At 45.7% G+C, this 20,366-nt stretch carries 23 protein-coding genes, 1 tRNA gene and 1 pseudogene; 16 read left to right on the top strand and 9 right to left on the bottom strand.

Going from position 1 to position 20,366, the window contains the following annotated elements:
* Window positions 1-114: 114 nt before the first annotated feature.
* The 3 genes from IQ263_RS11165 to IQ263_RS11155 all read right to left on the bottom strand — a co-directional run bounded on the left by IQ263_RS11165 (window position 115) and on the right by IQ263_RS11155 (window position 1,684).
* On the bottom strand, window positions 115-540 hold the full coding sequence (locus IQ263_RS11165) for a YiiD C-terminal domain-containing protein (RefSeq protein WP_194067486.1): 426 nt from the start codon (window positions 538-540) through the stop codon (window positions 115-117).
* 377 nt (window positions 541-917) lie between these two features.
* Window positions 918-1,310 carry an ACP S-malonyltransferase gene (locus tag IQ263_RS11160; protein ID WP_194067485.1) on the bottom strand — a complete coding sequence of 131 codons (393 nt, stop codon included), beginning with the start codon at window positions 1,308-1,310 and terminating at the stop codon, window positions 918-920.
* Complete coding sequence (locus IQ263_RS11155; protein ID WP_194067484.1) at window positions 1,307-1,684, bottom strand: DUF433 domain-containing protein; 378 nt, start codon at window positions 1,682-1,684, stop codon at window positions 1,307-1,309. The genes IQ263_RS11160 and IQ263_RS11155 overlap by 4 nt, the downstream gene beginning before the upstream one ends.
* 248 nt (window positions 1,685-1,932) lie before the next feature.
* Here IQ263_RS11155 and rpmH point away from each other — a divergent pair, with 248 nt between their 5' ends.
* The 12 genes from rpmH (at window position 1,933) to IQ263_RS29800 (ending at window position 11,120) form a co-directional block, all read left to right on the top strand.
* Entirely contained in the window at window positions 1,933-2,070 is a 138-nt protein-coding gene (rpmH, locus tag IQ263_RS11150; RefSeq protein WP_193974120.1) for a 50S ribosomal protein L34, read from the top strand.
* Between the two features lie 42 nt (window positions 2,071-2,112).
* Window positions 2,113-2,520: a ribonuclease P protein component gene (rnpA, locus tag IQ263_RS11145; protein WP_194067483.1), complete on the top strand. Its 408-nt coding sequence runs from the start codon at window positions 2,113-2,115 to the stop codon at window positions 2,518-2,520.
* Window positions 2,492-2,884: a PH domain-containing protein gene (locus IQ263_RS11140; RefSeq protein ID WP_194010924.1), complete on the top strand. Its 393-nt coding sequence runs from the start codon at window positions 2,492-2,494 to the stop codon at window positions 2,882-2,884. The genes rnpA and IQ263_RS11140 overlap by 29 nt, the downstream gene beginning before the upstream one ends.
* 368 nt (window positions 2,885-3,252) lie before the next feature.
* On the top strand, window positions 3,253-4,401 hold the full coding sequence (gene yidC, locus IQ263_RS11135) for a membrane protein insertase YidC (RefSeq protein WP_194067482.1): 1,149 nt from the start codon (window positions 3,253-3,255) through the stop codon (window positions 4,399-4,401).
* Between the two features lie 11 nt (window positions 4,402-4,412).
* Window positions 4,413-4,886 carry a Jag family protein gene (locus tag IQ263_RS11130; RefSeq protein ID WP_194010922.1) on the top strand — a complete coding sequence of 158 codons (474 nt, stop codon included), beginning with the start codon at window positions 4,413-4,415 and terminating at the stop codon, window positions 4,884-4,886.
* 114 nt (window positions 4,887-5,000) lie between these two features.
* Window positions 5,001-5,522, top strand: coding sequence for a YceD family protein (locus IQ263_RS11125; protein ID WP_194067481.1), 522 nt, complete (start codon window positions 5,001-5,003; stop codon window positions 5,520-5,522).
* A 460-nt stretch (window positions 5,523-5,982) separates the two neighbouring features.
* On the top strand, window positions 5,983-7,491 hold the full coding sequence (locus tag IQ263_RS11120; RefSeq protein ID WP_194067480.1) for an AAA family ATPase: 1,509 nt from the start codon (window positions 5,983-5,985) through the stop codon (window positions 7,489-7,491).
* 236 nt (window positions 7,492-7,727) lie between these two features.
* Window positions 7,728-8,189 (top strand): SH3 domain-containing protein, encoded by a 462-nt coding sequence (locus tag IQ263_RS11115; protein ID WP_194067479.1) that lies wholly within the window; start codon window positions 7,728-7,730, stop codon window positions 8,187-8,189.
* Window positions 8,182-8,337, top strand: a complete 156-nt coding sequence (locus IQ263_RS11110; RefSeq protein WP_194067478.1) for a hypothetical protein — start codon at window positions 8,182-8,184, stop codon at window positions 8,335-8,337. The genes IQ263_RS11115 and IQ263_RS11110 overlap by 8 nt, the downstream gene beginning before the upstream one ends.
* Before the next feature lie 341 nt (window positions 8,338-8,678).
* The gene (locus IQ263_RS11105) at window positions 8,679-8,855 is read left to right on the top strand and encodes a hypothetical protein (RefSeq protein WP_194010918.1); all 177 of its coding nucleotides are present in this window, start codon (window positions 8,679-8,681) and stop codon (window positions 8,853-8,855) included.
* 621 nt (window positions 8,856-9,476) lie between these two features.
* On the top strand, window positions 9,477-10,916 hold the full coding sequence (locus tag IQ263_RS11100; protein WP_194067477.1) for a peptidoglycan-binding domain-containing protein: 1,440 nt from the start codon (window positions 9,477-9,479) through the stop codon (window positions 10,914-10,916).
* 15 nt (window positions 10,917-10,931) lie between these two features.
* Window positions 10,932-11,120, top strand: coding sequence for a hypothetical protein (locus tag IQ263_RS29800; RefSeq protein WP_370589093.1), 189 nt, complete (start codon window positions 10,932-10,934; stop codon window positions 11,118-11,120).
* 108 nt (window positions 11,121-11,228) lie between these two features.
* Here the strand turns inward: IQ263_RS29800 and IQ263_RS11095 are convergent, their stop codons facing one another.
* A complete protein-coding gene (locus IQ263_RS11095; RefSeq protein WP_194010916.1) occupies window positions 11,229-11,756 on the bottom strand; it encodes a ferric uptake regulation protein in 528 nt (175 codons plus the stop codon).
* Between the two features lie 245 nt (window positions 11,757-12,001).
* Window positions 12,002-13,270, bottom strand: coding sequence for an RNA polymerase sigma factor SigC (sigC, locus tag IQ263_RS11090; RefSeq protein ID WP_194067476.1), 1,269 nt, complete (start codon window positions 13,268-13,270; stop codon window positions 12,002-12,004).
* Window positions 13,271-13,801: 531 nt separating this feature from the next.
* Between sigC and IQ263_RS11085 the strand changes: the two genes are divergently transcribed.
* Window positions 13,802-14,008, top strand: a complete 207-nt coding sequence (locus IQ263_RS11085; protein WP_194067475.1) for a hypothetical protein — start codon at window positions 13,802-13,804, stop codon at window positions 14,006-14,008.
* 173 nt (window positions 14,009-14,181) lie between these two features.
* Here the strand turns inward: IQ263_RS11085 and lipA are convergent.
* A pseudogene (gene lipA, locus IQ263_RS11080) lies at window positions 14,182-15,054 on the bottom strand (lipoyl synthase); the annotation flags it as partial.
* Window positions 15,055-15,147: 93 nt separating this feature from the next.
* Here lipA and IQ263_RS11075 point away from each other — a divergent pair.
* Window positions 15,148-15,221 (top strand) — tRNA-Pro (locus tag IQ263_RS11075).
* Window positions 15,222-15,637: 416 nt separating this feature from the next.
* Window positions 15,638-16,795 (top strand): EAL domain-containing protein, encoded by a 1,158-nt coding sequence (locus IQ263_RS11070; protein ID WP_370589092.1) that lies wholly within the window; start codon window positions 15,638-15,640, stop codon window positions 16,793-16,795.
* Window positions 16,796-16,937: 142 nt separating this feature from the next.
* Here IQ263_RS11070 and IQ263_RS11065 read toward each other — a convergent pair whose 3' ends face one another.
* Complete coding sequence (locus tag IQ263_RS11065; protein ID WP_194067473.1) at window positions 16,938-17,813, bottom strand: SDR family oxidoreductase; 876 nt, start codon at window positions 17,811-17,813, stop codon at window positions 16,938-16,940.
* Window positions 17,814-17,819: 6 nt separating this feature from the next.
* On the opposite strand from IQ263_RS11065, the gene IQ263_RS11060 reads away from it, so the two are divergent.
* Entirely contained in the window at window positions 17,820-18,002 is a 183-nt protein-coding gene (locus IQ263_RS11060; RefSeq protein WP_194067472.1) for a hypothetical protein, read from the top strand.
* Between the two features lie 96 nt (window positions 18,003-18,098).
* On the opposite strand, the gene xth is transcribed toward IQ263_RS11060, so the two are convergent.
* Together xth and IQ263_RS11050 are read right to left on the bottom strand one after the other, a co-directional pair.
* The gene (gene xth / locus IQ263_RS11055) at window positions 18,099-18,884 is read right to left on the bottom strand and encodes an exodeoxyribonuclease III (RefSeq protein ID WP_194067471.1); all 786 of its coding nucleotides are present in this window, start codon (window positions 18,882-18,884) and stop codon (window positions 18,099-18,101) included.
* The gene (locus tag IQ263_RS11050; RefSeq protein ID WP_194067470.1) at window positions 18,881-20,284 is read right to left on the bottom strand and encodes a helix-turn-helix domain-containing protein; all 1,404 of its coding nucleotides are present in this window, start codon (window positions 20,282-20,284) and stop codon (window positions 18,881-18,883) included. The genes xth and IQ263_RS11050 overlap by 4 nt, the downstream gene beginning before the upstream one ends.
* Between the last annotated feature and the right edge of the window lie 82 nt (window positions 20,285-20,366).

Genomic DNA, 20,366 nt, shown 5'->3' with positions numbered 1-20,366 from the left:
GGTTAAGGGCGACTAGCAGGCGAAATCCCCGACTTCTCGTCAGAAGTCGGGGAGTTGATTTTTTTCGGTTAAGGGCGATCGACCTTACAATTTCATTTTGGAAAGTTAGGCTCCCTATTGCTTTAGTTTCTGAACAAACCATTCAATAGAAGCATTCATCGTAACAATATTGTTTGAGTCAACGATGTCAACACTAATAGATAACATTGCTCTACTTTTTGTTTGTAGAGCATTTATAAACCTCTGAAATTCGTCATCGGAGACTTGAGCTTTTGCATATATCTCTCCTGTCGCTGGTTTCTTATACTTAACCTCAACTCTTCTCACCACTGGAACGTAGTCAGATAAATTTCCCTTGAAGCGACTTAATAAATATTCTCCACTGCAAGCTTCAGCAAGAGCGAACTGAGCACTGGCATGAACAGTATCCAGGTGATTTTTGTAATTTGGGGAATTGCTCAGTTTAAGCAGAACTTCGCTGGAGTGACTCGCTCTCTCAATTCCAATAAAACTATTAAATGGTACTTCAATAATATCCAAAACTCACCTCTGTGAAGAAATTTGATAATTTTACGTAAAGCAGCAAAACGCTCATCCTTATCGAGGTGGGCGGGGGGTGAAAAGTCAACTCGATCGATGAGAAAGAGCTGAGCTGACACTTATAGTATAACTTCATTACAGACTACCATGACACTACCAAACTCGCGGCGACGATCGCGCTGACTGCGCCTTAGCCGCGGGGATCGGATTTTTTTCGTTTAAGGGCGAGATCCCTTGCAATATCATCCGTGTATCCGTGCTATCCGTATCGTGCTGTTGTTCTGTTTCCTCTAACAGACATCGACCGAATAGCCAGCTTTGAACAGGCAACGAGGGCCTGTTCCACAATAATTATTGGAGATGTCTAATAGATATGTTTACGGAATAAATAACCTACCTGCTCCCATATAGTATTGGATATCGATCGCTATTTCTACAAGCTTTTCAACACAACGCTCTCGGTAATCATATTCGTTAACGCGATCCGGATCGCCAATCGTGATAATCGGAAATGAAGTTGGCTGATTTTCTTCCCGCATCACCTGTTCCAGAGAGTCTTCACCTTTTGCATTACGGTTTGCTGTCAATAAAAGCATTTGATTAGATTGAGCCAATCGCCAAACAACTCGATCGTCGCTATTAGATGGTAAGCCAATGTCTTGAAATGTCACTAACCGAATGGGAGCAATATCTAACCACCCTCCTGTCACCAGACTTCCAGAAAGCAAAAGAGCTTGCCGATTCAAATTGTAGTCAGCCAGAATCATCATTGCTTTGTTGCTTCCCGCTGCGCTCTGCGTTCTTGAAGTTTGAGTCGCACAGCTTCATATTCAGAGCTAGGGGGAGTTGCAGCGATGCGAGCAAAGCGTTCGCGGTTGCGTTCTTCCCAATACTGCCGAGTCTCTTCGGCTGATTTCAAAACTTCTTGATACTCAGCTTCTACGTCTGTTTGGTGCGCTTCTATGTAGGAAAGAGCCGCGCGGAACTGCTCATCCGTAAGGTTAAATACATCACGAATGAATTTAGGGGGATACTGGGCTTTGAGATGATCTATTACATCATAAAGGGTGATGCGTGTTCCCGCGATCGTCAGCCCCCTTTCTGTGCGGACGATAGTCACTTTTCCATTCGGTTGTGGAGTCATATCCCTAACCCTCCCAAAATTACATCCATATTACCTTTTTCTGGGAATTACCCACAGGCTAAGAAACCCGGTTTCTTCGATAATCTTAATTGGGATACGAAATATCTCGAAAGAAACCGGGTTTCTGGGAATTACCCACAAACTAATATCATGAATTTAAATTTGTTTGCCAAGAAAACCACTCTATGGTAAACTACCAGATTGTGAATATTAATCAAAAGTAAAGTAACAAGCCGGGAGAAATCTAAATGACACAGCAAACCCTGCACGGAACCAGCCGCAAAAGAAAAAGAACATCCGGTTTTCGCGCCAGAATGCGTACCGTAAATGGTCGATTGGTAATCAAAGCCCGCCGCAGCAAAGGTCGCCACCGCCTCGCAGTCTAGCACTGCAGCCTTGGTGGAGAAGCCTCAACGATCGCAGCTACCATGTTGCCTCCTACAAACCGACTCAAGCACCGAAAAGACTTCAGCGCCGTTTACCGCAAGGGAATGCGCCGCAACTCGGCTCATTTCAGCTTAAGAGCTCTTCGCAAACCCAAAAGCCTCGAATTAAACAAACCAACGACAGCCGAGAAATCGGTGCCGCCCACTCGCACGGGTATTTCTATCAGCCTCAAGGTGAGCAAGCGCGCTGTAGTCCGCAACCGGATTAAGCGCCAGATTCGGGCAGCTTTGCGAGAGCTATTGCCCAGATTAAAATTTGGGTGGGATTTAGTAATTGTCGTGCGTCCGATCGCACAAGAGTGCAATTATGCAGAAATTCTGCAAGAATTAGAGCAGTTGTTGGTAGAAGCCGAGGTACTAGATGGGAATTCGAGAGGAAGTATATTATGAAGGCGGCCCCGCGCTTGGAGACTTGATCGTGAACTTGCTCCTGGGGCTTACTGTCGTGGGAATCCCCCTCGCAGTAGGAGCAATTGTACGGGCTCTGTGGCTGCGCTACCGGATCACCAGCCGCCGTGTCTCCATAACTAGCGGTTGGATGGGGCGCGATCGCACAGATGTTATCTACTCCGATATAGTCAAAATGGTCACAGTACCTCGCGGTTTCGGGAGTTACGGAGACATGGTGCTGACAATGAAAAATGGCGGCCGCTTAGAATTGCGATCGATTCCGAAATTCCGAGCCATGTATGATTACATTAACGAAAAACTGCCCGCAGCCGCTCAAAAAGCCAACGCGGCTAAAACTAAATAACCGCAGCGTTTTCACCCTAGTTTGAAGCCCAAATTAGTCTATTTTTGCATTTGCAGATTCTTCGACAACGCAAGTGAACAAGTTTGAAATTTGAGATTTATTTGCTGCCGATGAATCTGGAATGTTGAACAAAGGTCTAAAATTAGAGGCTGCTAACGACAGAATTCGGGCGCTTGTGTCCGTTTGTTGGGTGATAGTAAGGGCGAGTATTAGCCAATTGATTACAAAAACCTGCCGGCCGGGCGGTCGATCGACAGGCAATGTCCTAAGATATAGACAAAAGCCTAAAAAGTGAGACGGCCCGCCTTCAGCGGGTAAAAATAGTTCTCAACAGCAAACAAAGAGCAGCTAAATTAACGAACAAGCGAATGGATTTTGGTATCTCGTTTCTCTCCAACAACCTAATGCTGCCGATCCTAGATTTTTTCTACGGGATCGTGCCAAGCTACGGTTTAGCTATCGTAGCTCTGACGCTCGTGATTCGCTTTGCTCTTTATCCTCTCAACGCAGGCTCTCTTCGCAATATGCGACGTATGAAAGTAGCCCAGCCGTTGATGAAAGAGCGAGTAGATCAAATTCAAAAACTCTATAAAGACAATCCTACTAAACAGCAGGAGGAAATGAGCCAAGTCTACAAAGAATTTGGCAACCCTCTAGCAGGATGCTTCCCGTTGGTGCTGCAAATGCCAGTGCTGTTTGCACTTTTCGCAACGCTCAGGGGCTCGCCATTTTCTGACATAAATTACAACGTCAACCTTGAAATTGTCCCGAAAGAACAAATCGAAACTGTTCAACCGCAAGCTTTTGCTACACCGCCCCAAAATATTTACTTCACAGGTACTTTTCACGCTCCAATTGTGGGCGTGATTCCAGGTGGCAACAAACTCGCAGTCGGCGACACAACCAAAATAAATTTTCAAACCTCAGAGGGCAAGGCTCTTCAAAGCATAGCGGCAGAAAATAACACCGAAATAGACCTTGAACCCCGCTGGAAAATTATCAAAGGCGAAGAACTCGTCAACGTAGACGAACAGGGCAACATCACAGCCTTAGCGCCCGGTGAAATCACTGTTGAAGGCATAATCCCCGGATTGGCCGCCAACAAAGGATTCCTGTTTATTGAAGCTCTAGGCCGCGTTGGCGCGATCGACCCAGATGGTAAGATCCACTGGGATATTTTGGTGATGATCCTCGGCTTCGGCATTAGTTTGTACATCAACCAAACCCTTTCGGGACAAGCACAAGGGCCAAACGACAACCCCCAACAGGCGACAGTCAACAAACTAACGCCAGTCATATTTTCGGGGATGTTTTTGTTCTTCCCGCTGCCCGCTGGCGTGTTGATGTATATGCTGATTGCTAACATCTTCCAAACAGTTCAAGCGTTTATTTTGTCCAGAGAACCGCTGCCTGAAAATCTCCAAAAAATCGTGGACGAAGCAGAGGCGAAAACTCAAAAAGAACAGGGATTAGATGCACTTCCCTTTGAACCAAAGCGTTCTAAGAAAAAGGCTTGATTTTAACAAAAATGAAAGACTCTCAAATGCAGCGCGGACAGGAATGGTTAGAAGAATTGCTAAAACTGTCCGCAATTCCTTCAACAGTGGTATGCGAACAACAAAAAGATTGCTATTGGATGACCATAGATCACAGCAATCTGACTCCCGAACAAGTTGCAATCTTAGTCGGGCCTGACGGTGATGCACTAGATGCGATTCAGTACCTCTGCAACGCGATTGCGAACATCGGTAACGAATCAGAAGAGTCCATTCCTTATACGGTGGAACTCAATGGCTATCGCATCCGCCGCCAAGAGGAATTGCGCTCGATGGCTGAGTATGCCGCAGATCAAGCGCGATCGACAGGAACTGAAATTGAACTAAAATCGTTGTCTTCAGCAGAACGCCGTCAAGTTCACGGTTTTTTGAGCGAATATGAAGATCTAGAAACTTACAGTCAAGGACATGAACCCGATCGGCGTTTGGTAGTGCGTCGGCGCTGACGGTAAAAAAGGAAAAAAGGAAAAAGGAAAAAGGAAACAGCCCAAAATTAGCTATTCCTTTTGACTTTTGACTTGTGCCTGGAGACGAAAAGCATAAAACGGCGAAAGATGATTATGGAGACAATTTATATTCCTCATCTACTCACAAAATTAGAGCGGAAAGAGGTTATTGATTTTGAAGAATTTATTCCCGATTTAGAAACTCTCACTCCGGTGCGGGGACGATTGCAAGTTGCTCACCAAGGTAATTATCTTGAAGTGAAAGCAAAAGCAGAAACAATTGTTACTCTAACTTGCCACAGATGCTTGAAACAATACAATCATCGTTTAAAACTGCTATCTTCTGAAATAATTTGGTTGGAAGAAAAAAAACTTCAGCCCGATGCAAGTTCAGGAGAATATGAAGTTGATTTAGAAGATTTGGTGGAAAACTTGCCACCTACAGGCTCTTTTTCTCCGAGTGATTGGGTGTACCAGCAAATGTGTTTGGAACTACCGCACAAACATCTATGCGATACTGAATGTCCGGGAATAGATATAAATGATGATGATGATGCTGCTGAGACAGAAAGCTCAGGAACATTATCGGACAGTCGCTGGGCTTCTTTGGCAGCACTTAAACGGCAATTGCCTTAGTCAGTTGTCATCAGTCATTAGTCATTAGTCATCAGTCATTAGTCATTAGTCATTAGTCATTAGTCATTAGTCATTAGTCATTAGTCATTAGTCATTAGTCATTAGTCATTAGTCATTAGCTAATGAAGTATTTGAGTTTTGCTTTTACACGTGAGTGCGATCGTCCTAGCTCGCACTCAAACAAAAAATATTTTTACTCTCCGAAACAAATGCTTCCCTAGCTAACCACTAAGAACTGTGGAATAACGAGTTCAAAAAAATAACACCAACTAGCCACCAATGACTAATGATATCGTACCCGGTCGATTACAATAACAAAAACGGTTCGTAGTGTGGACTTTATTCCGCATTGTTTTGTATTCTAAAGTCCACACAACTCCAATTTTACTAGGTCAATCTACCGGACAACAAATAACAAATAACAAATAACAAATAACAAATAACTAATAACTAATAACTAATGACTATTTTTAGCGACGAGTTTGAACTGCTGCTACGATCGCGCTACCCCCTAATTTACATTCCCACACGGGAAGAAGAGCGCGTCGAAGCAGCGATCGCCCAATGCGCCAAAAAACAGGGTTCTCGTGCAGTCTACATCTGGGATTTTGTTGACGGCTACCAAGGAAATCCTAACGATGCCGGTTTTGGCAAGCGCAACCCGCTGCAAGCTTTAGAATTTCTCGAAAAATTGCCCGCATCCGCGCCGGCGATCTTTATTTTGCGAGACTTTCAGCGGTTTTTAGAAGATGTTTCAATTTCCCGCAAGCTGCGGAATTTGGCGAAACTCCTCAAATCGATGCCCAAAAATATTGTCATCGTCTCTCCAATAACTTCGATCCCCGAAGACCTCAGCGAAGTAATCACAGTTTTGGAGTTTCCCCTGCCTGCGGCGGCGGAAATAAAAATTGAGGTGGAAAGACTGTTAGGGTCTACCGGACAAGCCATAGAAGGGCGTTTGCTGGACGAAACAGTGCGCTCCTGTCAAGGTCTGTCGATCGAACGAATCCGGCGAGTTTTGGCAAAGGCGATCGCCACCAGAGGCGAACTGCACCCAGACGACGCGGAACTGATTTTAGAAGAAAAGCGCCAAACAATCCGCCAAACTCAAATTCTCGATTTTTACCCAGCCCGCGAAAACATCTCCGATATCGGCGGTTTGGACAATCTCAAAGAATGGCTGCTGCGGCGCGGCGGTGCTTTTTCCGAACGAGCCCGCCAATACGGTTTGCCGCATCCCAGAGGCCTGTTGTTAGTCGGAATTCAAGGAACAGGCAAATCCTTAACTGCAAAGGCGATCGCCCACCACTGGCATTTACCCTTGCTGCGATTGGATGTCGGGCGCTTATTTGCCGGATTAGTCGGCGAATCGGAATCGCGCACCAGACAAATGATTCAGCTAGCGGAAGCCTTGGCCCCTTGCGTGCTGTGGATTGATGAGATTGATAAAGCTTTTTCGGGATTGGACGGTAAAGGCGATTCCGGGACAACCAGCCGCGTGTTCGGGACTTTTATTACTTGGCTGGCAGAAAAAACTTCACCGGTTTTTGTAGTCGCTACGGCGAACAACATCCAGTCTTTGCCGCCGGAAATGCTCAGAAAAGGCAGGTTTGACGAAATATTTTTTGTAGGTTTGCCCAGTCAGGAGGAACGGCGGGCAATTTTTGAGGTACATTTATTGCGGTTGCGATCGCACAGTATCAAAAATTACGACTTAGAGCGCTTGGCTTACGAAACTCCCGATTTTTCGGGTGCCGAAATCGAGCAAACTTTGATTGAAGCCATGCACATTGGGTTTAGCCAAAATCGAGACTTTACCACAGATGATATTTTAGAATCAGCCAGTCAGATGGTACCCTTAGCCAGAACGGCGAGCGAGCAAATCCAATTTTTACAAGATTGGGCCGCTGCTGGGAAAGCTCGCCTTGCTTCTAGATACGGCAGTCTGAGCCGCCGGATTCAGGGATAGTCGCTCGAAGACATTGTGCAGATAGTCAGTATTCGCCATTTACCCGCAGCTAAAACTTAGCTCCCAGAGTCTATCCCGCCCATTCCCGATTCCTCCATTCCAGACTCCTCCATTCCCGATTCCCGATTCCCGATTCCCGATTCCGTCTTCCTGATGACTACTGACTACTGACTACTGACTACTGACTACTGACTAATGACTTCTTCCTTCTTCCTTCTTCCTTCTTCCTTTTTCATATGAACAGTATATATAGCGTTTTCAAGTTTTTAGTGGGTTTTCTGCTAGCGATCGTCCTCATGGCAGGCGCTAGCGTGGCGGCTGCACTTTACTTTGCCGCTAAGCTAACTACTGTGCCCGAAAAACCGATGTTTTCCAACGACAAAACAGCAGTTCAGGTTGCCGGCGCAAAACCCAAGTCTACAGCGCAAGCTAGCCCTGTTTCTACATCTAGCGATGAGCAGTCTCCGAAACCCTTAGAACCGGGAGCTTACCGAGCTTTAGTGACTCAGCCGATCGGCTTAATTCTCCGAGACAGTGGGAGCAGAGACTCAAACCGGATTGGCGGTGTCGGTTACAACGAAAAAGTCGTAGTTTTAGAAGATTCCCCGGACAAAGAGTGGCAGCGAATTCGGGTTGAGGATGGCAATCGGGAAGGTTGGGTAAAGGGCGGCAATACTGCAAAAGTCGAAGGTGAATAGGACAATAGCCGATCTCAAGTCCTGCACGACAACCCTGATCCGCGATCGGGAAATTACCAGCCTTAAGAAAGCGTCGATCGGCCTGATAGCTGGGGTTTCCGAGAGCGAAAATCTACGCAAGAAGTCTCATCTTAATCTCCGATTTTAAAATTCAATATCACATTTATTTATAAAAGTCAAGCAAAGTTTATTTGCAATATTTGGGATGGCAATCAGAGACTCTGAGACTGTGGGTGCGAGTCCGAGCAAAATCAGCAATTTGACATAAAAGCCAAGCAGCGCAAAGGTTTTTTAACCAAAAATCCCACCCCCAGACCAGGCTTTGTATAAGTAAAAGCTATCTAATTAATTAGAGTATGTTAAGAAACTTAGCAAAATTTTAAGCTTAGTTGCAAAACTGAGGGATTTGTGACCTAGGCAGAAGCAACAGTGATAGCTTTGATCCCAAGAGGTAACTTTTCAGCTTAATAGCTACCAAAAATAAAAGATATGTACGACAAACGTCCCGATCGAGATTTGGCGACTGCTGCTGTAACTGCGGCATTAGGAGCTGGGGTGGTCACTTCTTTTGCAGTCAGCAGAGGCCAAAACCCGCTGGTAGCTTTGGCAATTACTGTTTTTGCGGCGGGAGTAGCTTTGATTTGCGATCGGTTCGGCTTAATTTAAGTTAATGTCCCATTTTTAAGACGAACATTTAACCAATAATATTGTGTCCCTTTGATTTGGTTTTTGTGATTGTAATAGATCAAACTCGATCCAAGATCCCACCCCTATTTGCAACCAGCAAGGGTGGGATATTGGATCGATTCTTCAATAAATAATATTTTTCTCAATCAAAAATAAAAATTTAGTCAAAAATACCCATAACATCGTTTCCGGTCGATGACCGCAAGACAAACTTTTCGTAGTGCGGACTTTAGTTTGTTTTCATGGAGCGTATGCAAGGAGAGCACTACGAACCTTAACCGCGCCTGTGCTGTCAATCCAATCGGTGATAGAGGCATAAACCGTATTCTTGGCAGTATGTCAGGACTGACCCAAAAATTTATCATTTTTGGCGATCGAGGTTAAGATGTGGCTGCAAACTTTTTGCCTGACACTCGCGTCAGTACAAACAGCGATGCTATCTTGGTTGTTACCTGTAATTATTTTTGAAGGCAATTTTTTTAGACAAACAGGGTTGCTTCGCGCGAACAGGTAAAACTCAGTCTTGATAGAATCGCAGCAATCCAAAGCTCAGTTTGAGTTTGCTCGTACACCACAGCCACAATTTAACAGTAAAAATTTATGGAATCCCTAGCCTACCTCGAACTTGCTCTTGTTTGCGAAGCACCCGCAGAGTCGAAAATTGTTGATGGGCCAAAGTGGCAAAATCGATCGACTCATACTTATGTCCGTTTGCTGTCTCTGGCCTTGATGCTGTCGGTTTTGAGCGCGGCCGGTTCGGCTTTTGCTCAAATAGATCCTGTTAGTCCAGATGTGCGCTCTGTTCAAGACCGGTTGCGGGATCTCGGTTATTTTCCCCGATCTTCCACCGGTCAGCTAGGCCCGGTAACTAGACAAGCTCTGACTAACTTTCAACGAGACTATCAATTGTCGCTGACTGGCCGGCCCGATCGAGCTACAGCGATCGCTCTCAACAGTTTAGCCCAGGACGATCGACCTTTTAAAACTACTTATACAAACTATAGCTATACCGAACTCAGTTTTGGAGACACCGGTGCAGAGGTTTCGGCCCTCCAGCGCAGGTTGCAGCAGCTAGGCTACTTCAACGCTCATCCCACAGGAAATTTTCGCGAAGTTACTGTCCGTGCGGTGAGATATTTCCAGCGAATTAATGGGCTGCAGGTGACTGGAGTTGCTGACCGGCAAACTTTAGCTTTGCTGTTTGGCTCCATCGGGCAGATTCCGCCCGCTACGCCTGGGGGGAATATTTCGGGAAATGGCGGTTGCAAGGGACTGCGCTTCGGGGACAGAGGGGCGACGGTAGACTTGATCCAGCGGCAGTTAAAAGCTTTGGGTTATTTTGAAGGCGACGTTGACGGCAAGTTTCGCGAGCGCACTCTTTACGCTGTGACTCGTTTTCAGCAAGATTATAATTTGGTTTCTGACGGCTGCGCTGACACGGCAACTTTGACTGCTATCGATGCCGAGATGAGGTCTAATCAAATTACCTTATATCCTGGAGAAAATGACGAGCAGAGTAATGCTGGAGATTTTCTGGAGTTGGGCGACACAGGCCGAGAAGTTGAATTTGTGCAGCGGCGGCTGCAACAATTGGGTTATTACAGGAGCCAGATTCACGGTTGGTTCGATCGACCAACTCAGATAGCTTTGATCCGGTTTCAGAAAGATAGCGGGATGTTCGGGACTGGTCGGGTGGATCGCAGCACTCGATCGGCTTTGCGACTAGGCCACAGGCAGGCAGCAAAGGCGCAGCAGCCAGTCGCAAGGGGTATCCGGCGGGGTGATAGAGGGCCTGCGGTGCTACAGCTTCAATCAGCGCTCAGAAGTCTTGGCAAAAATCCCGGCCCGATGAACGGAGTATTTGGAGCCGAGACTGAATGGGCGGTGCTGTCGTTTCAGCAGGAACGCAATTTGTCTCCGGCGACGGGTATTGCCACTCCGGCAACTTTGACCGAAATTCAAAACAGATTGGCTCGGAGGTTGCCTGTTCCTGCTGTTCCGATTAGCAGCACTGTTAATTCTCGTCGATCGAGCATTTAATACTGACAAAGGCGACTGCAAGACTTCGGCTTTTACAGGGGTTCCGTCAGCGGAGTTTTGGATGCTCAGACGAGATATGCCCTCGATCGAGATCAGCGCAGTTACGGCGTTAGCAGTGACGATTTGTTGACAAACTTTTTAGGGACTTGCGGGCGCTACATCAAACAAATCGGGTTTCTAACTTCCGAGTCATTCGTCAAATGATGTATTTTCCTTAAAAAACCGGTTTCGGCGTAACTGCGATCGCACTTGCGCCGTTTTTTTGTTAATTATTGTAACAATCTGTACTTGAAACGCGAAAATAGTGTACCTTCACTCGATTGACTCCAGAACGTTGTGGCCGTTTTCGGCGATCGACTTCGGACAAGACCAATTGCTCGAAACCAAAGACGGCCATCCCATCCGCAAAGCTTCGTGACACACCGTATGAATAGTTAGCTGGCAGTCTAGCAGGTGCAATCCAGACTTTTCAGCTTGCTTCATACCTGTTTTCAAAATCGAATCGTTGTTAAATTCGATCGTTCTGTTGCACTGAACGCAGACTAAGTGGTGGTGGTGGTGCGGATAAGGCTGATTTATTTCATAATGTTTGTGACCTTCTGCTAGTTCGAGTTCCCGGAGTAGGCTCATCCTTGCCATTAACTTTAAAGTTCGGTAAATGGTGGACAAGCTAATGTTTTCTCCGCGATTTTTTAACAAAGTGTACAAATCCTCGGCACTCAGGTGATTGCCTTTGGGGAGGTTTTGAAAAACGTGCAAGATGGTTTCCCGTTGGGGAGTCATCCGCCAGCCTTTGTCATTGAGTTCGGATTTGAATGAAGACGCGGTGTAAAGTGCCATTATGACCCTCTCAAGAAAGTCTGCCTATTGACAATCATACACAACGATCGAGATATTGTGCAAATATCCGAGCTTATTGAAAAAAGGTTGAGGAAAAAATTTATTTTTTGATATTTTTCGATGGCAAATAGGCCCGAAAGCCCCAGACAGAAGACATAGAAATCCTTGAGAAGTAGAAATCAATACTTCTGCTTTCCGTCTTCTATCTAGATTCAGAAACCGACAGTAGATGCACGCCCATTAATTTAATTGAGAGACTCCAGATAATCACGGACGCGGTTGCGGCGCTTTGGTTGACGGAGTTTTTGCAACGCTTTAGCTTCTATTTGACGGACTCGCTCGCGGGACAAGTCGAGAGCACGACCGATTTCTGCCAGAGAGTAGGGGTGTCCGTCGCCCAAACCAAAGCGCATCAGAATTACATCTCGTTCGCGGCTGGTCAAATCTGCCAAAAGTTGCTGCAAGTCGCGGTGCAGAGCTTCTCGCATCAGCATTTCTTCTGGGGAGATGCTGTCGGTTTCGAGCAAGTCGCCCAATTCTGTATCTTTTTCGTTGCCCACTTTAGTTTCCAGAGAAACAGAGCGCGGGACTCGCAACAAAACTTCTCGGACTTGGGATGGTGTCATTTCCAGCTCGATCGCGATATCTTCGATGGTAGCTGTCCGACCTTTTTCTTGAGAAATTTTGCGCTGGGCTTTTTTGATTTTGTTAAGTTTTTCGGTGATGTGAACGGGGAGGCGGATGGTGCGGCTTTGAGTAGCTATCGCCCGCGTAATTCCCTGCCGAATCCACCAGTAGGCATAGGTGCTAAACCGATAGCCCCGCGTCGGGTCGAATTTTTCGACGGCTCGCTCCAATCCGAGAGTACCTTCTTGTATTAAATCTAGCAACTCTAAACCGCGATTTTGATATTTTTTCGCTACCGAAACAACTAGGCGCAGGTTCGCCTTAATCATGTGGTCTTTTGCTTCGATGCCTTCAGCTTGAATTCTTTCTATCTCCTCGACAGTCATCTCTGCTAATTCTGCCCAATGGCGCTTGCCTTCGGACATAATTCGTTTTAGTTCTGGCACGTCGCCTACACCTGCTGTTAATGCCCAGCGTTCCAGGGAAGGCTTGTGTCCCAACTGTGCGGACAGGCGATCGCGCACCTCTATTACATGAACGAAGCGCCCAATTAGCCCTTCTTCCTGAGAGGCGACGGTACTGCGTAATTCCAGTAGTTTGATATAGCGCTGAACTTTTTGAGCTTCAGAGACTTCTTCGTCTCTACCTAAGAGACGAACGCGACCGATTTCTTGTAAGTAAAGGCGCACTAAATCCGTAGTGCGGCGGCTGGCATTTTTTTGCAATTTGGATGCTGTCTCTGCATCCTCAATCTCTGCTGCGCGTTGGTCGATGAGTTCGTCCCCAGCTTCTTCAGCATCTTCATCCAACACATCTACATCTTGCAATGGATTGACTTGCAGTTGTTCGTCGAATTCAGCTTCAGCGTAAAAAGAGGTGGCTGGCATAGTGATTTTCTCAGTTGCTCCGGGTGAAAAGATGCTACGCTTAGCGGTTATTTATAATTATGAGGCCCGCTTTATTAAGACGAACCATCACCGCTGTTTGTTTCTTTACTAACTTTCGTGACTTTTTTTGCTGTTGTTCGATCGAACTTTGGCAGCCCCACTTCTTTTACAAAGATTCAGGAAAACCCTAAGAACTTTCTGATGTAACAGGTTGAAGGCCAGAAAAGTGCGTTGTACTTCTTTGTTTGTATAGCTAGTATAGATAGTGACAGGCTAAAAACAAGTGACGTTCGTCAGAAGTTAAGTTAATCTTCATCACCAATAACCTGGTTCCCGATCACTTCGGAAAATTAAGGATTTTTTTAATAAAACTTTATATAACTCGGCGCGATCGACTAAATACCTGCTGTGGATGGAAGTTTAATCTCTTGCAGAATATGAGGTTCAGAGTTGATCTTATTTTCAATACCGAGTTGCGACTGACGAAAAAACCGGGTTTCCCGACAAAAATTTAGGATTTAAACTGATAATTTGAGGAAAAAACTCGATCGATCGAGGTTTTTTGCCGGAATCGCTTTTTTTGAGGAAACAGCAGCCGATAATTATTTTGGTGTTGGCTGTGGCTTCTGGTTCAACCTCACCCAAGAGAAACGGCATCGGAAACCGAGTTTTTTGCACTCGCGCTTGGACGGAAAGGGCTGGTTGTTCCTGCTGTTACCGGAGGTCGATCGGGTTTGATACGGCGTGCACTAGATTAACCGCACGCACTCTTGGAGCGCGCGTGCGGACTTCAGTTTGTTCTCAGACTGCGGAATTTAGTCCGCACTACAAACCCTTTTTTGATGGTAATCGATCGCACATGATATGAGCTAGCGCCCGATCGATCGCCAGTGCACCGCGAGTTTAAATTGCTAGCGCGGGTAAAGTTTCATCAACTCCTTCACCTGTTCGGCGTGATACGAACTGCGAGTTAAGGGAGAAGCAACAACTTGCAAGAATCCCAAAGATTCGCCAAACTCTCTCCAAGCATCAAACTGTTCGGGCGGCACAAAACTTTCTACATTCAAGTGCTTTTGAGTCGGTTGCAGGTACTGTCCAACTGTCAAAATATCGCAGCCGACAGCCCGCAAGTCCTGCATCGCCTCCCGAATTTCGCTGTCTGTTTCTCCCAGTCCCACCATGATGCCGGATTTGGTGTAAACCCCCGGTGCGATTTGGCGGCTGCGCTGTAAAAGTTCCAGCGTGCGATCGTACTTTCCTTGCGGCCGCACTTTCCGGTAAAGTCGCTTTACAGTTTCGGTATTGTGGTTGAGTACATCGGGGCGGGCTGCGAGAATAATTTCTAAAGCTTGCCAATTGCCGCACAAGTCGGGAATCAAAACTTCTATGGTTGTATCGGGCATTGTCGATCGCACCGCTTGAATGCACTCGACAAACACAGACGCGCCCCCATCCGGCAAATCGTCCCGGTTTACAGAAGTAATCACAACGTGATTCAGTTTTAGCCGCTGCACAGCTTGCGCCAATCTTTCGGGTTCCGTCGGATCTAAAGCTTGGGGCTTTTTCTCAAAATCGATATCGCAGTAAGGACAGGCGCGGGTGCAAGCCGGGCCCATAATCAAAAATGTCGCAGTACCCGCGTTGAAGCATTCCCCAATGTTGGGGCACGACGCCTCTTCGCAAACCGTATTCAGGGATAAATCCCGCAAAATTTCTTTGACGTTGCCGACGCGCTCCCACTGGGGGGCTTTAACTCGCAACCACTGGGGCTTAACTGTCACGCCTGTCTCCGCCTGAGTAGTGTTTTACAAATCATTATATACGAGCTTGGTGAATTTGGAATTGAATGTGATATCGTAAAATATAGTGACTAAATTCGGGATGTAGCGCAGCTTGGTAGCGCACCTCGTTCGGGACGAGGGGGTCGCAGGTTCAAATCCTGTCATCCCGATTTTAAAATTAAATTTGATATTCTGCAGCCAGTAAGTTTGTTTCGGGCGATCGTCCGGCTGTCTATACTTGTAGTGAGCTGAAATTGTCGATCGGGCTGTTCATCCCTCTTGACTCTAAAAATCAACTGTAACGGTTATTTTTGCCAAGCAATGTAGAGAATAATGTGTCAAGAATCAGAGCAGCAGTAGACAGTAGAGAGCAAGTCTGAATATTCTCTCTTTGTTGAGATTCGAGACTGTGTTTGATTGTATGTACTCGATCGATGCTGAGAAATTTTACCAAGGTTTGAAACCAGAGGCAAGTAAAAACACTGCCAGAGTAATTCTTAACGATTTCTTAATCAATATTTACACCTTGAGGTAGATATATTAATAGCTGAATAGGCTTACAATTGTAACCAATATTATATTAATTGTGAAATTTATCCAAAAATCGGAGGATATTCTAGTGCAAAGAAGTGGCAAAGCCTTCGGCTCCTGTTCTCGCTGCGAAACAGTACCCCAAAAAATAGAGGGTCGCGGAGGCTTATACCTGTGGTTTCCAGTGTCGCACACGCTGAGCAAGGTTATTTCTGCACTGAGGGAGACAAAACTTGAATTCCAGCTTTTAGAGGAGAGCAAGTGTTTGTACATTACCCTGGAGGGAATAGCAAAAGAAAAGTTTTGTGCCCTAGCAGCCTCGGTGTTGACAAATCAAGAATTGAAAGAAACAAAAGTTTTGTGGATGCGGGAAGTTGAGCAGCCACAATTTAGCGATTTTTATCGCAGCACTTCCTTAGACTCTTTTATTAACTTCAGCAATTCTGATTGGCTGTTAGATTTATTGTACGAAGAACGCATTACTACACATTTTCAGCCCATTGTTTATACCTCAGATACTTCTAAGATTTTTGCCCACGAAGCGCTACTCCGAGGTATTGACGAGCAAGGAAACTTAATTCCTCCAGGTCGGATTTTTGGTCAAGCTGAATCAGCAGGTATAATTTTTCAACTAGATGCTTTAGCCCGGACACGCGCTATTCGCGAAGCCAAGGTACACGAGATCGAAGAACTACTTTTTATTAATTTCTCTCCGACTGCTGTTTACGATCCCGCTACGTGCCTGCGAATGACGGTGCAGGCTATTGATGAATCGGGAATTCCTCACAGCAATATTGTTTTTGAAGTAGCGGAATCTCAGCACCCTCCCGATATGGATCACTTGATTAAAATTCTGAGTTTTTACCGAGAAGCGGGATTTTTAATTGCCTTGGACGATTTTGGTAGCGGTTCTTCTAATTTAAATTTGATGCACCAGTTGCGACCGGATTTTCTAAAGTTGGATATGCAATTAATTCGCAACGTTCATCAAGATTTTTATAAGGCACTAATTACTGAAAAAATGTTAGAAGTTGCCGCTCAATTACAGATTAAAACTGTTGCTGAAGGTGTGGAAACTGTGGAGGAGTTAGAGTGGGTGCGACAGCGGGGAGCAGATTTTGTTCAAGGTTTTTTGATTGCTAAGCCTTGTTCTCCACCCATCGCAGTTACCAAATATATTGGTGGTGCTGAACCTGTTTCTCTGTCCGTTTAAAATGGTATTCTATGGCTTATTGGTACCCCGGCAGAGCATCTGGATCGGTCTCCAGCAAAACGATCAAATTTCCAAACAGAGCCTCTAGATATTCATTATCAGGCAGAGCCTGGTAACGAGAAAGCCAGAAAATTAGAAAATATTAAACGCTTAAATTGCGCCGCAAAAAGCTTTCTAGGGATTCCATTCTCATGTTGTAGATAGACTCCAAATTTTGCACTTCTTCGGGAGTGCAGAAAAACTCGTTACCCAACAATACCCGCAAAGTTCCTAAGCTTTTTTGAGCTTGAGGATTCAACAAACCCAAGACATTTCGCAAGCCGTCAAACACAACCAAGGGGGGATTAATTACCACAGGTTCACGATTGAACAAGCGTCCGAAAATCCGGGCAATGTCGTCTCTGCTCAGAACATCGGGGCCGCCGACTGCTAAAATTTGGTTGCGCGCGCCTTCGACTGTTGCCGAGTTTACGGCAATTTTTGCTAAGTCGTCGGTACTGACAACTGAGGTGCGGTTTTTGGCGTCGCCAATCAGCAGGTAAAGTCCGGTTTCTCGAAATCTTTCGGCGAGTGGCAGCAGGCTGGAAGCAAAACCGGCGGGCCGCAAAATGGTATAGTTTAATCCGCTGTTTTGCAGGTATTTTTCGACTTCTCGTTTGGCTTTGAATACTGCGGAATCTTCGTATCCGCGATCGACTCCCAGTACAGAAATAAAGACAAAATGCTCAACTCCGGCTTCTTTGGCGCAGTCGATAAGTTCTATGTTGGCGCGGTAGTGTACTGCTTGAACGTCGCCACCGGTGCCGTGGGTGCTGATGATGTACTGGACTCCTTGGCAGGCTTTTTTAATATCTTTGTCTTGTTTCAAGTCGCCGATAAAAATATCTGCTCCTCGATTTTCTAGTTCCGAGTAGCGAGAGGCGAGGCGAACAAAGGCGCGGACAGGCTTGTCTTGCTGTCTGATTTCTCGTACTATTCGGCGGCCTAGGGCGCCTGTTGCTCCGGTTACTAAGAACATAATTTTTTGGGGTTTATTGTTATGGGAGAAGGAAGTTCGGCAGCGGATTTTGTAACGGATGTAACGGATGGAACGAGCAATTTTCTGCAAGGGGTTTTAGAAACTCGGTTGCTTGATTTTCTAGTTGCTAAACCTAAGATTTATCGTAGAAACCGGGTTTATTTTGCCAAGGATCGCTTAGGATTATAGAAATAAACCCGGTTTCTTAAATTTCTGGTTGTTAAACCTAGGATTTATCGTAGAAACCGGGTTTATTTTGCCTTAATCTTATTTATAACTCACAATTCAAATTTCGACAATTACGGGGGTGTGGTCGCTGGGTTTGATTAATTTTCTGGGAGCAATGTCTATTGTACAGTTTTTTGCTTTTTCGTACAGGGAATGGCTGAGATAATGGTGGTCGATTCTCCAACCGTTGTTGCGGGGAAATGCGGCGGCGCGATAGTCCCACCAGCTATAATGGCCGCCTTCTGAGGTGAATTTGCGGAAGGGGTCGTTTAATCCTAATTCGATGATTTCTGTTAATGCTTGGCGTTCGGCTACTGATAGGCCAACTGAGTTTGCAGCAGCTTTGGGATTGTGAATATCTCGATCGTCCGGTACGATATTGAAGTCGCCGCAAATGCACAGGTTGGGCGATTTGTCTAGTGCTATTTTGAGGTATTCTTGCAGCAGTTTGAGCCAATGCAGTTTGTACTCATATTTCTCGCTACCGACTTCGGAACCGTTGGGAACGTAGACTGAGATGATGCAAATATCGTCGATAACCCCGGCTATGAGGCGTTTTTGTTCGTCGAAGCTGCCGACGGTTTCGGTGTCGAGAAGGGGGGAAAATCCGGTGCTGATTTGTGACATGGGCGATCGGCTAAAAATAGCTACGCCGTTGTAGGATTTTTGGCCGGAAATGTAACAGTTGTAGCCGAGGTTGGTGAAGGGCTCTAGGGGGAAGTCTTTGTCTGTGACTTTGGTTTCTTGCAAGCAGAGAATGTCTATTTGGTTGGTTTGCAACCAGTTAGTAACGTGTTCGATGCGGGTGCGGATTGAGTTGACGTTCCAGGTGGCGATTTTCATTTCTTGTTTGTTATGTACTCTCTGATTGCTGGTTCGATCGTGAAGTGCGATCGCCCGTTTTGCTTGACTGTTTCAACTAATGACCGTCGTCCTAAAGATTGCATGACTTTCAAGAGTTCTGGCGGTGATAGTTGCAGGTTGTCTGGCTTTTTTGAGATGTCTGCTGGTTCGATCGCACTTGCTAGCCAATAAATCACTTGTTGTTCGGATGCGGTTAGGCGATCGCACTGCTGCTGCAATAGTGATTCTAAGTCTCCTAAAAATAGGGTATCATAGGAGAGGAATTCGGAAACGCTGCCGCCGAATAAGTCTTGAATTAATGTGGCAATTATATTTAACCATAAGGGATTACCTCGGTAAAGGTCGATTAGTTGTGACCATTTTTCCGGTTCTGCTAATCCTTTTTCTCTGAATATTTCCTGTGCTTCCGGGCCTAAACCGTTGAGTTGCAGAGATTTGCAGGGGCGGTTTTCACCTTCTACTGCGGCGATTTCTCTGGGTTTTTCCCAACTCAGGAGGATTAAACAACTGTTGTGGGATGATTCTGCTATTTGTTTGAAGAATGGGCCGTAATTTTCATAGCCTGGTTGGTAATTTCCTGCGAGTTGTTGGCTGCTGAAGATGGTTTGGATATCATCGAGGATTAGGAGACAGCGGTGCGATCGTAGATATTCTAGTAGGGGCAATCTCCCTGTGGTTGCCATTTCTTCGGGATAGGGCGCGGGCACGGGGGCACCGCCCCTACAGAATTTAATTAAGTCGGTTTGGAGTGAAGCCAGCGGTGGCGCGTCGCGGAGACTTCGCCAGATTATGCGATCGAATTCGTGTTGAATTTGTGGGATTAGTTGGAGTGTTAGGGCGGTTTTGCCAATACCGGATAAGCCGTATATGGTGATGAGACGGGTGCGGCCTAAAATCCAGTTTTCGAGGGTGGAAAGTTCGGATGTGCGGTTATAGAATAGGTTGGGTTCTGGTGCATCGGATAAGTCTTGACGAACTTTTGGTTTAGTATTGCTTGTTGGTTCGTTAAACTTATCCTTGTCTTGAGGTTCAGATTGTAATTTTTTTGAGGATTGCGAACTATCAGCAGAGATGTTACCAATATGAATACAGCCATTGCCAAAAAGCGAGATATTGCCAACTCGTAAATTTTCCAGCTTTGCTCTAAAATTTGCTTTACATACTTGTTCCTCGCCTAATGCAACTGATAGAAGTTTCCACAATTTGAAGCCAACCTCTTTAACATATTTTTCTGAACGGTGGTGTTCCTGTGCAATTTCTTTATATTTTTGATTGTTCCAAGCGCCGCGCAGTATAGCTTTTTGCAGGCTATCTAAGTGTTTTCCCGTAGTAGTTAAAGCTAGATTGTCAGTAAATTTTAAGGCATCTTCAATATCCATTAGTCACGTAGATGCAAGGGTTTGACTTGATTGTAACCCAACTAAACATGACTTTTTCGGTAGCAACCAGCTAAATGTTACT

Source organism: Tychonema sp. LEGE 06208 (genome assembly GCF_015207505.1).
Classification (GTDB): Bacteria; Cyanobacteriota; Cyanobacteriia; order Cyanobacteriales; family Microcoleaceae; genus Microcoleus.
This window is presented reverse-complemented; position numbering and strand designations above follow the sequence as displayed.